Source organism: Tsuneonella sediminis (assembly GCF_051912845.1).
GTDB lineage: Bacteria > Pseudomonadota > Alphaproteobacteria > Sphingomonadales > Sphingomonadaceae > Tsuneonella > Tsuneonella sediminis.
In genome coordinates this window covers 2,110,336-2,125,836 of record NZ_JBNCBU010000001.1, presented here as the reverse complement: position 1 = coordinate 2,125,836, position 15,501 = coordinate 2,110,336, and the positions used below count along the sequence as shown (strand labels likewise).

The window sequence follows — 15,501 nt, the reverse complement described above, 5'->3', positions numbered from 1 at the left end:
CCCCGCTCGTCGAGCCGCTGATCGTCAGGCTCGAGGGCAGCGTCGTCGCGCCGATCGCCAGCGCGCCGCCGCCAACCCCGTCGCTGTCCGATACCGCCGCCGTCAGGGCGATCGGTCCCGCCGCGTCGACCGTCAGGTCGCCGGTCGCCTTGAGCACGCCCGCCGAGACCGAGCCCGCGTCGATGTCGATCGCGCCCGCACGGGCCTCGATCGTCTGCGCGCTCAGCAGACCGGTCGTATCGAAGTCGACGCTGCCCGCCAGCACGGTGCCGGTCGCGGTGATGCTCGACGGATCGACGCTCCCGCCGATCGTGAACGCCCCGCCCGCGGTCGCCGCGCCGAACGCCGCCGAACCGCTCGTGTCGAGGCTGATCGTGGTGCCCGCGTTGAGCGTGCCGAGGTCGAGCGCGCCGCCCGCGGTGCTGTCGACGTCGATCGCGGCAGTCGAACTTATCGAAGTCGTGGTGATGCCGTCCGGCGCGACGAGCCTGGCCTGCCCCCCGGTCGCGCTGACGTTACCTGCCGAAATCGAACCGCTGCCGGCACCGAAGAGCGCAGTGTCGAGAAGCACAACGCCCGCGGTCGAAGTCACGTCGCCCAGATCGAGGACATCGATCGCGTACAGCTGGACCGAAGCCCCGGTCGTCGCCCCTGTTACCGTGATAGTATCGGGCACGGCGCCATTCACGGCGACCAAGCCGTTGGTGGCCGTGGCGCTGTCGAAGGTAACGGTTCCGCTGTTCGTGACGGTGGCGAAGAACAGGTTCTGCGCCGCAGTCACGTTGCCGGCAACCAGCGGCTCACCGACCAGATAGACGTCTCCCGTCGTCGCGGTCACGTCCTGGGCCGTCAGCGAACCAGTGGAGAATATCGTGGCGCTGCCCGCAACGACGTCGCCAGTGAGCAATACCGAAGACGGAGCGGAATTCGAACCCACGGTCAGCGCACCGCCCGCGGTAATTCCTGCCGCCCCGAACGAACCCGAAGTATCGAGCGCGATCGTCGTGCCCGCGTTGAGCGTGCCGAGGTCGAGCGCGCCGCCCGCGGTGCTGTCGACGTCGATCGCGTTCGACGCCGAGATGCCCCCGGTGGTGATCGAACCCGGCGCGGTCAGCAGCGCGTCGCCGCCCGAGGCCGACACGAAGCTCGCCGAGATATTGCCGCCGGTGCTGTCGATGTCGACGTTGCCCGCGCCCGAGGCGACGAAGCCCAGGCTCACGTTGCCCGACGCCTGCAGGTCCACGCTCGCCCCGCTCGTCGAGCCGCTGATCGTCAGGCTCGAGGGCAGCGTCGTCGCGCCGATCGCCAGCGCGCCGCCGCCAACCCCGTCGCTGTCCGATACCGCCGCCGTCAGGGCGATCGGTCCCGCCGCGTCGACCGTCAGGTCGCCGGTCGCCTTGAGCACGCCCGCCGAGACCGAGCCCGCGTCGATGTCGATCGCGCCCGCACGGGCCTCGATCGTCTGCGCGCTCAGCAGACCGGTCGTGTCGAAGTCGACGCTGCCCGCCAGCACGGTGCCGGTCGCGGTGATGCTCGACGGATCGACGCTCCCGCCGATCGTGAACGCCCCGCCCGCGGTCGCCGCGCCGAACGCCGCCGAACCGCTCGTGTCGAGGCTGATCGTCGTGCCCGCGTTGAGCGTGCCGAGGTCGAGCGCGCCGCCCGCGGTGCTGTCGACGTCGATCGCATTCGACGCCGAGATGCCCCCGGTGGTGATCGCGCCCGGCGCCGTCAGCAGCGCGTCGCCGCCCGAGGCCGACACGAAGCTCGCCGAGATATTGCCGCCGGTGCTGTCGATGTCGACGTTGCCCGCGCCCGAGGCGACGAAGCCCAGGCTCACGTTGCCCGACGCCTGCAGGTCCACGCTCGCCCCGCTCGTCGAGCCGCTGATCGTCAGGCTCGAGGGCAGCGTCGTCGCGCCGATCGCCAGCGCGCCGCCGCCAACCCCGTCGCTGTCCGATACCGCCGCCGTCAGGGCGATCGGTCCCGCCGCGTCCACCGTCAGGTCGCCGGTCGCCTTGAGCACGCCCGCCGAGACCGAGCCCGCGTCGATGTCGATCGCGCCCGCGGTCGCGGTAATGTCCTGCGCACTCAGTCCGCCCGCCGCCTGAAGGGTGGCATAGCTTCCGCTCAGGTCCTGGCTGAAGGTAAGGTCACTGTTGACGTTCGCCTCGACCCCGCCGGTCGACGACCACGCGCCGCCGACGGTGACGGAAGCCGTGCTCGGGCCACCGGTGTATAGCAGAATCCCACGCTCTGTCGGGGCGGCGGTTGTCGCCACGTCGGCGTTGACCGTCAGCATGGCCCCCATGACGCCGGCCGCCGTCTGGAACACGAAGTCGGCGGCGTTTCCGGTAACCGTTCCGTCGATCAGCTGGCTCGCGACGGTAGTGCCCGCCGGGATCGTGTAGCTGACCGGGCTGCCCGCGCTGAAATTCACCGTCACGTCGGTCGCGGCCACGAACGAGGCCGTGCCCGAACCGGCGTCGAACGTCCCGGTAAGATTGAGCTGCGGGCCGCCGAAGAACAACGTGCCGTTGGTGACGAAGCTCGCGCCTGCCGGCGCGGCCAGGATCGTGGTAGCGGCCGGGTTCGTTACAAACTGGATCGAGTTCGAGCCGTTGCCGGCCAGATCGGTACCTTCGTAGAAATCGAAGAAGTCGGCGTCGGTGACGTCGAGCGTCGAGGCATAGAAGCTCGCCGCGTTGACCGAGGTGCTGCCGCCGAACAGGATGCCGTTCTGGTTGACGAGCCAGAAGTTCACATCCGCGGCGTTGATCGTGCCGCCAATGTCGGAGAACCCGCCGCCGATGACCCGGTTGAGCAGCGAAGCCTGTGCCGCCGCAGACGCGTTCGAGACGTTGAGGATCGTCCCGGTGGGAACGTTGAACTGGTTCCAGTTGGCCACCACGACCGGGGCGAGCACGCTGATGTTCGCAGTGCTGGCGTTCGGATTGGTGATCGTGATCTGGTTGGGATTGCCGGCACTGTCCTCTGCCGTGACCAAGTCGCCCGATGAGACGAGCTGCGCATGAGCCGCACCCGGGAGGGCAAGAAGCGCCGCCGTGGCGGTCGTGGCGAGCATCCTCAAGCGGAGCGAACGGTGCTTGGCAGTCATGTCTTCATCTCCTTGGCCCCCTGCGACAAGGGCCGGACAGAAACCTACTGGAACAGGGCCGGAAACTTGGTCGTGATGGAGAAAAGCAGCCGCTCGGGCGGCTTCTCAGCGTCGTTGAACAGCGCCCTGTCGAGCGGCTTGGCATAGGTGAATTCGGCTCGCAGTCCTTCGCCAAGGACGAACCGCACCCCGCCGCCGACCGACTCGAGCGTCCGGACGGGATCCGGCGTGCCGAAATCGAGATTCTCGATCTTCACGACGTCGTAGAAGCCGAACACCTGCGGGCGCAGGCCCGACAGCACTGGCGGACTGGCGCTGACTTCGAACGAACCGCCGATCGCCCGATCGCCGCTGTTGGCGCCGGGATCGTAGCCGCGCCCGATCGTCAGGTTGCCGATCGAGAATTCGTCGTAGTTGAGCAGCGGGTGATCGGTCCACTGCCCCTCGCCCCGGGCGCGGACGCCGAAGAAACTGCCCAGCGACGCCGAAATGTCCGCACCACCCCGAATGACCAGAGCCCGCGAATCGCCGAACGGCCGCGAGGCGGAAACGCCGTCGGTCTCTGCGAGGCCGAAGGTCCCGAATTCGGTCGCGCCGAAGATGTCGAGCCCGCGCCGCGCCTCGAGGAAGGTGTCAAAGGACACCAGGGTGGAGCCGTCGATGCGGCGCTTCTGCCCGACCGCTTGCGCGCGAACGTAGAGGGTGCGTATCGCGTCCTTGCTGAGCGGGAATCCCATGACGTCGGTCTTCTGGTCGACGTAGTCGAAACCGATCGCGAGATCGGCGAACGTATTCACCGTCCGCACGACCGGGTAGCGTGTCTCGAAATTGGCGATCAAGGTCTTGGTCGACAGATCGAGGTTCTCGATGTCGGGCTTGGACCACGCATAGGTCAGCGTGCCGCCGATCCGCATGTTGTCGGGCCCGACCCCGAATTCGTGACCTGCCTGGACGATCTGCTGCTCTTCGAAATCGAGCGTCGTCTGCGCGCCGATGAACGTTTCGTCCGCCAGCCCTGTGAGCCCGTAATACTCGAACCGCCCGAACAAGGTTTCGCGGCCGATCCGCTTGGAATTGTAGTTCCGCGCATTCAGGAACACCGCGTAAGGCTCGTACATGACCGACAGGTTGCCGATCACTTCGCCCGGCTCTCCGCTGCCCGGAGCGAGGGTGAGGCGCATGTTAAGGCCGGGAATGTCGTTCGCCCGCAGCAGGATGGCTTCCGCATCGCGCTCGTTCAGCGGGTTGAGCTGCTGGAGCGGTGCGAGCTGGCGGGTGATCTGGTCGCGATAGGGGCCGGGATCGCCGGTAATCCGCAGCTCCGAAATGCGCGCCGAAACGACGTCCAGCCTGAGGGTGCCGGCCAGTTCCTGCTGCGGGATCTGGACAGTCGCGATCCAGCCATCCCGGCGCAGCGCGTCGTTGGCCGCGTCGCGCACGTCACAGACCACGGACAGCGGCTGAGTTCCCTGCGGCACCGTCACGGTCGCCAGGCTTCGCGCCAGTGCGGGGGCGAGTTCTCCGCCGGTCACGTCCATGAACGTGACGCCCTGGAGGGTCGTGGTCAGCGAACTATTGTCGAACGGGCAGTTCTGCCGAAAATTCGCCTCGCGGTCGTATCGGACCTGCGGCGGGGGCGGAGTGGTCGAAGGCTGCGGAAGCTCGAGTTCCTCGCGGGTCGGACCCGTCGTCTGAGCGATCGACGGCGACGCGAAAACGATGCCGGCTGCTACAGCAACGCCGATAGTACCCGCGCGTGTGCGCAGTGGAGCAGAATCCATGAAGACCCCCAGTATTTGGATTCGACTGCGGATTATTATTAATGCGCCCCGAGGCCGCAGTCGGCGTGTGTGATATGGCGGGGTCCCAATCCTGTCAACGCCCTATGACGTATACCGACGGCCAGACCATCTGGAGAAAACCCTTGAATTTCCGGATCGAACCCATCCCGCAGACGCAATCGAGCGGCCCCCCTCCTTCGGGCAGCGAACGTGCCTGACGCCGGGGACCGCCCCGCGGGCATTTCCGGCTCCGACCTGGCCGCGTGGCAGGAAACCGTCGGCCGAACGGAGACCCGGATCGAGGTGCTCGGCGTGGAGCCCCTGCGGCGCTACGCGCTAGCCGCGGGCTGCGAGGACGACACCGAGACCACGTGGCCCCCGCTCGGGCACTGGGCCTTTTTCCTGCCGCAAGCGGGCGATGACGAGATCGGGCATGACGGACACCCGAAGCGGGGCACTTTCCTTCCCCCGGTACCCTTGCCCCGCCGCATGTTCGCCGGGAGCGCAATCACGTTCATCGCGCCGCTTGTCATCGGGCAGGAAGCCGCGCTTGAATCGCGCATCGCGCAAGTCAGCCACAAGCAGGGGCGCACGGGGGACCTCGTGTTCGTCGAGGTCGACCGGACGATCGCGCAGGACAAGACCGTCCGCGTCGCCGAGCGCCAGCGCTTCGTCTACCGGGCAGACGGTCTTCGGATCGAGATGCCCCGGCCGCTTGACCCGCCCCCCTCTGGTGAACGCTGGCAACCCGATGCGGTGAACCTGTTCCGGTTTTCGGCGGCGACGTTCAACAGCCACCGCATCCACTACGACCTTCCTTACGCACGCGAGCAGGAAGGGTATCCCGCGCTGGTGGTGCATGGTCCGTTCACCGCCACAAGGCTGGCGGCCCTGGCCATGAGGGAGGGACCGCTCGCCCTGTTCTCCTTCCGCGCCCTTGCCCCCCTTTTTCTTGGCCAGCCGATCTTCCTGCGAATGGCTGGGGAGAACGCGGCAGAGGCTGTTCGCTGCGACGGCGAGGTCGCGATGCGCGCTCAGTTCGAGCGCGCCTGAAAGGCAAGTCTCGGTGAGGGGCGGCCATCTGCGCAACCAGCGTGGCAGGGCACGCCTTATCCGCCTTGGATCGCAGCGAAGTTGCGCGCGCACGCGGCCAGCATGCCGTCGATGGCTGCCGACGGGCGCAACTCGCCGCTGCTGGGCGCACGCATCCGCTCGTGGTCCGGAAGCGAGCCGTACCCGGCAAACAGCGCGTGCCAGCTCATCGGCGAGTACGGCGGCTGGGCGTAGATCCGGGCATTGGCATCGGCGATGTCTTCATGGGTGAACCACGCGGTGATCATCGCCTTGAGTGCGTCGGACAGGTTCTGGTTGGCCGCGTTGGCGGCCCAGTATTCCGTCCCGCCGCGCTGGTTCATGCGGTAATGTGCGACGATATAGTCCCGGATCCCGTCATAGCGCGCGGCGACGCCGTGGTTGAACGCCTCGCGGTATTGCGCCGTGAAGCCGCCGCGTTCGTAGGCCGACACGAAGTCGAGCGCGGTGGTGATCACGATGTGCAGCGCGGTCGCCTCGAGCGGCTCGACGAACCCCTGTGCGAGGCCGGCGGCGAGGCAATTGCGGTGCCATGACCTGTCGACGCGGCCGACGCGCATCTTGAGTATCCGGGCATCGGCTCCACTACCGCAGGCGGCGCGCAGTTCCGCCTCGGCCGCCTCGTCCGAGATATGGGCGCTCGAATAGACGTAACCGTTGCCGACCCGGGTGGTCAGCGGGATCGACCAGCGCCACCCGGCCGACATCGCTATCGCGTCGGTCTGCGGACGGTAAGGACCGCGTCGCGCGGTCGGCATCACCACCGCGCGGTCGTTGAACAGGTTTTCCGCATAGGAAACGAAACGTCCTTCGAGGGCGCGTTGCCCGATCACTCCGGCAAACCCCGAACAGTCGACGAACAGGTCCCCCGCGATCCGCTCTCCGTCCTCGCAGACCAGTGCCTCGACATCCCCCGTCCCGTCCAGCGCGACCTCGGCAACGCGGCTCTCGAGGTGCACGACGCCCCGGGCCACTGCCCAATCCCGCAGGAACGCGCCCAGTTTATAGGCATCGAAGTGGTAGCCATAGCTCGGGGCGAAGGGGAAGTCCGGTCCGGGATGGGGTCGTCTGCGCTCCTCGGCAAGGCGGGCTGCGAGAAACCAGCGGTCCGGCAGGACCGGGAGGTCGACCCCGCGGCGGGCGTGCGCGCAGGCAGCGACGTAGGCCGGTTCGGTATGCAGGTCGACCGGTCCGGGAAAAGGGTGGAAATAGCTCTCGTAGCCCGGCCGGGCGCTCCACCCCGTGAAGCGGATGCCGAGTTTCCAGGTCGCATCGCAGGCGCTTATGAACTCCGCCTCGTCGATGCCCAGGTGGTCCCACAGGGCCTTCAGTTGCGGCGTCGAGCCTTCGCCCACGCCAATGATCCCGATATCCGGACTTTCGACCAGCGTGACCGTCCCGCCGCGAGGACCCCACTGCTTGTGAAGCAGGCAGGCGGTTATCCAGCCCGCACTCCCGCCCCCCAGGACGACGACGCGCGGCGGCCGAGGGTCTGTCATGTCCCGCGAAGCAGCCATTCGAGAACCTCCGGCAGTCGGGCTGCCCACGCGCTCTCTTCGTGCTCTGCACAGGGATAGACGAGGGTCTTCCAGTCCTCGCCCTCGCGCCAGCGTGCCTTGCGGAAGCTCGCATCCACGGCGCTCTGGTAGGGAGCATAGAAGGCGTCGAGCGTGCCGTCGCCGTGATCCATCCAGATGCGCCGGCCGTCGGGCCGGCCCAGCTTGCGGTCGAGCCAATCCTGCCAGATTGCCATGACCTGCGCCCGGTTCTCCTCCGCGACCTGGGGAAGGGCAATCGGCCAATGCGACGAGACGCAGGCCGCGCGTCCGAACACATCGGGTCGTTCGACCACCGCGTAGCAGCTCATCAGTCCGCCCATGCTCGAACCCGCAATCGCAGTATCTTCCGGGCCGCCACGGGTGCGAAGCACGCGGTCTATGCGCGGTTTCAGCTCGTCGGCTATCCACGCGAGGTATTGCGCGGAAACGATCGGGCGGCCCTGCGCATTCCGGGCGATGCTTTCTGCCAGCTTGCCGGTCGCCTCGTCGGCCACGAATTGGGGCAGGTACTGGCGGTACCGGTCGTCGCCGGGCGCCCAGATGCCGACAATGATATGCGGCTCTACCTTCCCCTCGCCGACCAGGCGGAGCATCGCCTTGTCCGCCGCCCAGACCTTGCCGAAACTGGCCCTTGCCGGATCGAACAAATTGTGGCCATCGTGCATGTAGAGGACCGGGTAGCGCCGGCGATCTTTGTCGTATCCGGGCGGAAGCCAGATCGAGACCCGCTGATCGGGCAGGCCCGCCGCCGCGATGCGCTCCCACTCGACAAACCGTCCAGGGCCGATCGTGTCCTGCCGCGGCGCGGTCACGCACGCGGAGAGTGCAATCACCGCCAGCACCAGCGCGAGAAGCCGACCGATCATTTCCCGGGATTGAGGCGGACCGCGGCTCCGCCGCCCGGGGCGAGCCAGAGCGTCAGCGTATCCCCATTGCGCACCTTGCGGGTGTCGTAGGCGATGCGGTGGCGGGCTTCGGTCTCGTAGGTCGCGCCCTCGCCGTCCTTCCAGATCGTTGCAGTGTATGTCTTGCCGGGATCGAGGAAGTCGAAAGTCACGGTCACTTCCCGCGCGGTGGCGTCGTTGATTCCGCCGACGTACCAATCGTCGCTGTTGCGATCCTTGCGCGCGAAGATCGCGTAGTCGCCGACCTCTCCCGCAACGAGGTGGCTCTCCGCCCAGTCGGCCGGCACCGCCTTGATGAACTCGAGCTCCCTTGGATGCGCCGCGAGGCTTTCAACGAAGTCGGCGGCCATCTGGATCGGCGAATAGATCGCCAGGTAGAGGCCAAGCTGCTTGGCGACGGTGGAGGCCATCGGCACGCCGTTGCCCCCGGTGACGCTGAGCACGCCGGGCGTGTAATCCATCGGTCCCGAGAGCATCCGGGTATAGACGAGCGTTGGCTCGTGATCGGGCGGATTGTTGAACGGCGCCCAGGCATTGTATTCCTGCCCCCGCGCACCTTCACGCGCGACCCAGTTGGGATACGTGCGCCTGAGCCCCGTATCCTTGACCGGCTCGTGCGGATTGACCGCGACCCGGTTCTTCGCCGCCTCCTCGACCACGCGCAGGTGGTGCTGGACCTGCCGCTGGCCGTCGTGCCATTCCATCACCTGGCCTTCGCATGGATCGGCAATGTCGGCGTTGCAGGAGATGATGCCGCCGGCATCGGCAACGTAGCCGGTCTTGACGACATCGACCCCGAGATCGCCATAAAGCTTCATCGCATCGGCGAGCTGCCGCTCGTACACATCGATATTGCCCCCCGTTTCGTGGTGCCCGATCAGGTGCACCCCCTTCTTGCGCGCATAGTCGGTGACGGCCTTGAGGTCGAAGTCGGGATAGGCGCGGGTGAAGCTGTAGTCCCGCCCATTGCCGAACCAGTTGCCGTCCCAGCCGACATTCCACCCCTCGACGAGCACGCCGCGAAAGCCGTGCCTGGCGGCAAAGTCGATCGTCTGCTTGGTGCGCTGGGTAGTGGCCCCATGATCCGGCCCCTGGGCCCAGCTCCACTTGCCGCTGATCATGCCCCACCAGATACCGATATACTTCGCCGGCTTGAACCAGCTCACGTCGCCGAGACGGTTGGGCTCGTTGAGGTTCAGCTCGAGGTCGCTTTCGACCAGCCCGGCGGCGTCGGGCGCGATGCGGATCGTCCGCCAAGGCGTCGTGAAGGCGCCTGTCCGCACGACTTTCGCCCCGCGGCTGGACGGGGCCAGATGCGCCCGGAACCGCCGCCCAGTCAGCCGCTGCAGCCACATGCCCGAGTAATCGACCAGCGCCGCTTCGTGGAAGGACAGGTGCGTTCCGTCCTCGAGGCGAACAGTCATCGGCGTGTGCGCCATCGATACCGCCTCGATGGGGGTCTGCTGGTAGATCTGCTCGTAACGGTTGAAGTCGCCTGCCTGGATCCACCACGCGGTGCCCTGCGGCGCGATCTCGAATTCGGTCAGTTCCTCGGCAATGCTCGTGACGCGATGGTCCGGCCGGTCCGGGAATTCGCTGCGAAAGCCGAGCCCGTCGTCGAAGACGCGGAATCGCACCGTAAATCGGCGCGCAGTGGCGTCGTGGAGAAACGTGACCGCCAGTTCGTTGTGCCGGTCGTGCACGAACCGGCGTTCGCCCCACGGCTGTTCCCAGCGCGTGTCCACCATTGGCGCGACCGCGGCGCTCTCGACCTTGAGGCCTCGGCGTAGCGGATCCTCGTCGGTGAAATTGAAGGCGATCGTGCTCTTGGCGATCAGCGGCTTGCCCGCGCGCGTCACCTCGTAGAAGGGAATGCCTTCGCCGTCGGCATCGACGGTCACGACGATGCGGCCGTCGGGCGAGGCGACGGTTTCGGCATGAAGCGCGCCGAGCGGAGCGCAGAGCGCGATCGCCGCGATCAGGACAGGGCGCGCGATCATCGGTCGATCACCAGCGCACCGAAGGCGGGGAGAGCCCTGGCCGAAGCCCCGTTGATCGCGGCAAGCACGCCGCCCCTCGTCTGTTCGTCGGTCAATTCGATCGTCTCCTTACCGAAATTGGCGATCACCCGCACACGTGCCCCGCCTGCATTCCGGTCGAGGATCAGCAGGTCGCCAGTCGCATGGCAGGTCTCGACGGCGCCGCGTCGCAGTGCCGGGTGGCGATTGCGCAGGGCGAGCACCGCGCGGGTATGATTGAGCGAGGATCCCGCGTCGGCGTCTTGCGCATCGACGGCGCGCAGAGCGTTCGCTTCGCCCACCGGCAGCCACGGTTCGTGCGACCCGAAACCCAGATCGTCGGCGCCGCTGGTCCACGGAATCGGGGTGCGCGCGCCATCACGGCTGAGCGTCAGCGGCCAGTTCCTGATCGCCTCGGGATCGTGCAGCTGCTCGAACGGAATGTCGACCTGCTCGAGTCCCAGTTCCTCGCCCTGATAAAGAATGATGTTCCCCCGCAACGCAGCGAGGACGAGCATCTTCAGCCGCGTCGCGGCCGGACGGTCGACCGCGTCCCACCACCGGCTCGCGGCGCGCGGTGCGTCGTGGTTCTCGAATGCCCAGCTCGGCCAGCCGGCGCCAGGCTCGTCCGGCCACTGCGCGAGCGCCGCGCAGACGAGTTGGGGCGTAAGCCGGTCGGCATAGAGAAAGTTGAAGCCATAAGCGGAATTGAGGCGCGTTTCGCCCTCGGTGAACGCCTTCATCTCCGCCTCGGCCTCGTCGCCGCCGACTTCGGCGACGGTGAAGGCGCCGCCGAAACTGTCGGTCAATGCGCGGATGCGTTCGATGAACTCGGGAATGGCGGGATGCGACTGGTTGTACTTCTTGATCTGGAAATCGAACGGACGGGTGCGCGGACGATCGCTCGGCGGGGCGGGCGGATTGTCGCGAAGGCGCGGGTCGTGCATCGCGAAGTTGAGCGCATCGATCCGGAAACCGTCGACCCCCCGCGCGAGCCAGAAGCGCATGACGCCAAGCACGGCGTCCTGGACCACCGGGTTGTGCAGGTTGAGCTGGGGCTGGCTGCTGAGGAAGTTGTGGAGGTAGTACTGTCCGCGCCTCGCGTCCCACGTCCACGCCGGGCCGCCGAAGACGGATTGCCAGTTGGTCGGCGGCGAACCGTCCGGCTTGGCATCCGCCCAGACGTACCAGTCGTTCCTGGGGTTGGTCCGGTCGGACCGGCTTTCGGCGAACCACGGGTGCTGGTCGGACGTATGCGAGTAGACCTGGTCGATCAGCACCCGGAGACCGAGAGCCTTCGCGCGGCCGACGAGTGCGTCGAAATCGGCCAGCGTCCCGAAGATGGGATCGACGTCGCAGTAGTCGGAGACGTCGTAGCCGAAGTCCTGCATGGGAGAGGTGAAGAAAGGGCTGATCCAGATCGCGTCCACGCCGAGCGAGGCGACGTGGTCGAGCCGCATCGTTATGCCCGGCAAGTCGCCGATCCCGTCGCCGTTGGAATCCATGAAGCTGCGCGGGTAGATCTGGTAGATCGCCGCGCCCTTCCACCAGGGCACTCCGGCTGGTTCGGGCGCGGGCGACGGCATCGGGTTTCCGGCGCTCACCGTGCGGCCTCGCCGACCCGGCAGATCGCCCATCCGAAGGCGGGCAGTTCGAACGCGGCGGATCCGGGCGAGGTGACCCGGGCAGGGCATGCCCCTGCCAGGGTTTCGAAGGCGCGGGCGTCGTAGCCGACAACGACGTTGGCCAACTTCGCATCGGCCGCGGTGTTGAAGGCAAGGACGTATTCCTTACCCGTTTCGGGATCGAAACGGCTGACCGCGAATACGCCCGCTGTCTGCTCGTAGTGGCGCACTTCCTGCCTGCCTCTACGCAGCGCGGGGTGCGCCGCGCGCAGCGCGGCCATCTGCGCGACCAGGCGATAGAGTGGGTGCTGCTGGTCGAAATTCGCCTCGGCAGTGGTCACGCTGGTGCCGATCAGTTGGTTGTCGTTATAGACTGCGGTCATGCTGGGAAACATGTCCTCGCGCGCCAGCTGGTCGCCGCCGTCGCCGACGAAGCCTTGCTCGTCGCCGTAATAGATCACAGGCGCCCCGCGCAGGGTCATGAGCATGGCATGGCCCAGCCTGACCCGCGCGAATAGTTCGTCCTGCGAAATGCCGGGACGGTCCTGTTTCACCATCGTCGAGAACCGGCCCATGTCGTGGTTGCCGAGGAACGTCGGGAGGTCGAGCGCGGCCGCCTCCCCGCCTTCGTAAAGTACGTCGCCGTCATACAGATGCGCGAGCATTACGGTGCCCTTGCCGCGCCCCAGCACCTCGCGCATCGTCGCCTGGAAGGCGAAGTCGAGCACGGTCGGCAACATGTCGCGGCGGGTGTACTGGGCAATGTAGCCGCTGTCCGGGACATCCTTGTAGACCTCGCCGAAGATCGCGAAATTGGGGATGCCGTTGGCTTTCGCGCGCTCGAGCATCGCGGGAACGAATACCCGCCAGAAGCCCGGATCGACGTGCCGCGCGGTATCGATGCGGAATCCGTCGATGCCGAAATCGTCGATCCACTTGCCGTAGATGTCGATCATGCCCTGGCGCACGCGGGGATGCTCGGTGAACAGGTCGTCGAGCCCGGCAAAGTCACCAAACCGGCTATCCTCGCCGCTGAACGTGCTGTCGCCGCGGTTGTGGTAGAAAACGGGATCGTTGAGCCACTCGGGCTTCTTGACGCGGGCCTCTGCCGCCGGGACCACCGGGGTATAGGCATAGGAAGGATCGGTCAGCCTGGCGAAGTTCGCCTCGCTCGAATCGCCGTCGCCCGCGAAGCCGGGGTTGATGGCCGCGCCGCCGGGTCCACCCTTGCGCGAATAGGGGTAGTCGCCCCGCGACCGATAGCGATAGCCGGTCGCCTCGCCCTCGGCATAGCGGATCACGTCGGCGGTGTGGTTGGTGATGATGTCCATGTAGACCTTCATCCCGCGCGCGTGCGCCGCATCGACGAAGGCCCGGAATTCTGCGCGCGTACCGAAATGCGGGTCGGGCCGCGTGAAATCGGTCACCCAGTAACCGTGATACCCGGCGCTTTCATCGCCCTTCGGCCCCTGCACCGGCTTGTTCTGGAAGATCGGCGCGAACCACACCGCGGTTACGCCCATGTCCTGCAGGTAATCGAGCTTCGAGGTGAGGCCGGCAAGGTCGCCACCATGGTAGAAGCCCTTGGCTGCCGGGTCGTACCCGCTCACGAGCCGGTCAGCAGGCAGACCGCCGTGATCGTTTGCCGGGTCGCCGTTCGCGAACCGGTCGGGCAGGACGAAGTAGACGACTTCGTCCGCGGGCGCGCGATCGCGGAACGACGCGGCAGGCGCGGAAACGGCCGCACTGGCTGCCGGTGCGGATGCAGGATCCTGTGCGTGAGCGCATCCCGCCAAACAGGCGAGCGAAACGCTCGCGGTCATCATCCACCGCGTATTCATGCGACTGTCTCCTCGTGGCGGCAGAACCGGGCCAGGTAGTCATCGTGAAGGGGCATGCGTCCCACCGTCGAGGACACCGACCGCGCCGACAGGGCCATCAGTTCCTCAAGCTGCGCCTGCGAAAGACTGTCGGCGAGCGGATGCCAGTTCCTCGGCGTCACCCCCTGCCCCAACATCACCTGAAGCCAGGCCACCTCGGTGAACAGTTCCTCGTCGTGACGGGCGATCCTCCCACCTTGCGCGAACAGCTCGATGCGGTCCTTCAGCCTGTCGGGAATGCCCATCGCCGCGCAGCGTCGCCAGAACGGCTCGCTCCGTTCGTTGCGATGATAATGCAGGATCAGGAAATCGCGGATGCCTTCCCATTCGATGCGGGTCTGCCGATTGTACTCGTCGACATCGGCGGGCGCGATTCCCTCGCCCGGGAGAAACTTGAGCAACCGGTCGACGGCCGACTGGACGAGATGGATGCTGGTCGATTCGAGCGGCTCAAGGAAACCGGCCGCCAGCCCGATGGCGACGCAGTTGCCGCGCCAGGCCTCGCGTCGCATGCCCGTGGTGAACCGCAGAAGGCGGGGATCGGCCAGGGCATCACCCTCGATGCTCGCGAGCAGCGCCGACGCGGCCTCGTCGTCCGTCAGGAACTCGCTGCAATAGACATGGCCGTTGCCGGTCCGGTGCTGGAGCGGAATGCGCCACTGCCAGCCCGCGACGCCCGCGATCGAGCGCGTGTAGGGCAAGGTGGGAGTGGCGCTCGTGCCGGGAACGGCCACGGCGCGGTCGCACGGCAACCACTGGCTCCAGTCCTCGAACGGAACGCCCAGCGTCTTGTCCACCAGCATCGCGGCAAAGCCGGAGCAATCGACGAAGAAGTCCCCGCCGACGCCGTCACCCCCGGCCAGGCGAACCTCCGAGATGTGGCCGCTTTCGGGATCTCTGCCCACATCGACGATCCGGCCTTCCACGCGCCGCGCGCCGCGGGCTTCGGCAAAGCGGCGCAGGTACGCTGCATAAAGGCTCGCATCGAAGTGGTAGGCCCAGGCCAGATTGCCAGCCGCCCCGGTCGCCGAATCCGGCGAAGGAGCGAAACGGTGCGCCCACGCGGCCTGCGCGCATGGCGAATGCTCGGCCAGCGGACCCGCCCTGCCTTCGGCGGCTGCCCGCAGCCAGTACTGATGGAACGGCAGCAGGCCGAGGCCGCGTCCGATGTTGCCGAAGGCGTGGATGTATCGCTCGCCAGGCCGCAGCCAGCCGTCGAACTCGATCCCGAGCTTGAATGTCCCGCGGGTTGCTGCGACGAAATCGGCCTCATCGAAACCCAGCGCCCGGTTGACGTTCCGCAGCATGGGGATGGTCGCTTCACCCACGCCCACCGTGCCGATCTCGTCGGATTCCACGACGGTTACCGTGTACCGGTCATCGAGAAACCGGATCAGCAATGCGGCCGTCATCCAGCCGGCGGTTCCGCCTCCGACGATGACAAAGTTGCGCATTGGCCGGTCAGGCACGTCCCCCTCCCATCGCGGTGGGTGGGCCGGGTCCGCCGCCAACGCGCGGACCCG

At 67.0% G+C, this 15,501-nt stretch carries 9 protein-coding genes; 1 reads left to right on the top strand and 8 read right to left on the bottom strand.

Features of this window, described 5'->3' with window-relative positions:
- A partial coding sequence (locus ACPV3N_RS10590; RefSeq protein ID WP_440117375.1) for a beta strand repeat-containing protein occupies positions 1-3,118 on the bottom strand: 3,118 nt, incomplete at its 3' end.
- 44 nt (positions 3,119-3,162) lie between these two features.
- The gene (locus tag ACPV3N_RS10585; protein ID WP_440117373.1) at positions 3,163-4,899 is read right to left on the bottom strand and encodes a ShlB/FhaC/HecB family hemolysin secretion/activation protein; all 1,737 of its coding nucleotides are present in this window, start codon (positions 4,897-4,899) and stop codon (positions 3,163-3,165) included.
- A gap of 210 nt (positions 4,900-5,109) precedes the next feature.
- On the opposite strand from ACPV3N_RS10585, the gene ACPV3N_RS10580 reads away from it, so the two are divergent.
- Positions 5,110-5,952: an HTD2 family dehydratase gene (locus ACPV3N_RS10580; RefSeq protein WP_440117371.1), complete on the top strand. Its 843-nt coding sequence runs from the start codon at positions 5,110-5,112 to the stop codon at positions 5,950-5,952.
- Positions 5,953-6,008: 56 nt separating this feature from the next.
- On the opposite strand, the gene ACPV3N_RS10575 is transcribed toward ACPV3N_RS10580, so the two are convergent.
- The 6 genes from ACPV3N_RS10575 to ACPV3N_RS10550 are packed head-to-tail and all read right to left on the bottom strand — an operon-like array spanning position 6,009 to position 15,447.
- Entirely contained in the window at positions 6,009-7,490 is a 1,482-nt protein-coding gene (locus ACPV3N_RS10575; RefSeq protein WP_440117369.1) for a tryptophan halogenase family protein, read from the bottom strand.
- Positions 7,487-8,416, bottom strand: a complete 930-nt coding sequence (locus ACPV3N_RS10570; protein ID WP_440117367.1) for an alpha/beta hydrolase — start codon at positions 8,414-8,416, stop codon at positions 7,487-7,489. The genes ACPV3N_RS10575 and ACPV3N_RS10570 overlap by 4 nt, the downstream gene beginning before the upstream one ends.
- On the bottom strand, positions 8,413-10,455 hold the full coding sequence (locus ACPV3N_RS10565; protein ID WP_440117365.1) for a glycoside hydrolase family 97 protein: 2,043 nt from the start codon (positions 10,453-10,455) through the stop codon (positions 8,413-8,415). Before ACPV3N_RS10565 ends, ACPV3N_RS10570 begins: the two co-directional genes overlap by 4 nt.
- Positions 10,452-12,059, bottom strand: a complete 1,608-nt coding sequence (locus ACPV3N_RS10560) for an alpha-amylase family glycosyl hydrolase (RefSeq protein ID WP_440117535.1) — start codon at positions 12,057-12,059, stop codon at positions 10,452-10,454. The genes ACPV3N_RS10565 and ACPV3N_RS10560 overlap by 4 nt, the downstream gene beginning before the upstream one ends.
- 14 nt (positions 12,060-12,073) lie before the next feature.
- Positions 12,074-13,939, bottom strand: a complete 1,866-nt coding sequence (locus tag ACPV3N_RS10555) for an alpha-amylase family glycosyl hydrolase (RefSeq protein WP_440117363.1) — start codon at positions 13,937-13,939, stop codon at positions 12,074-12,076.
- Positions 13,936-15,447 carry a tryptophan halogenase family protein gene (locus ACPV3N_RS10550; RefSeq protein WP_440117361.1) on the bottom strand — a complete coding sequence of 504 codons (1,512 nt, stop codon included), beginning with the start codon at positions 15,445-15,447 and terminating at the stop codon, positions 13,936-13,938. The genes ACPV3N_RS10555 and ACPV3N_RS10550 overlap by 4 nt, the downstream gene beginning before the upstream one ends.
- Positions 15,448-15,501 lie beyond the last annotated feature (54 nt).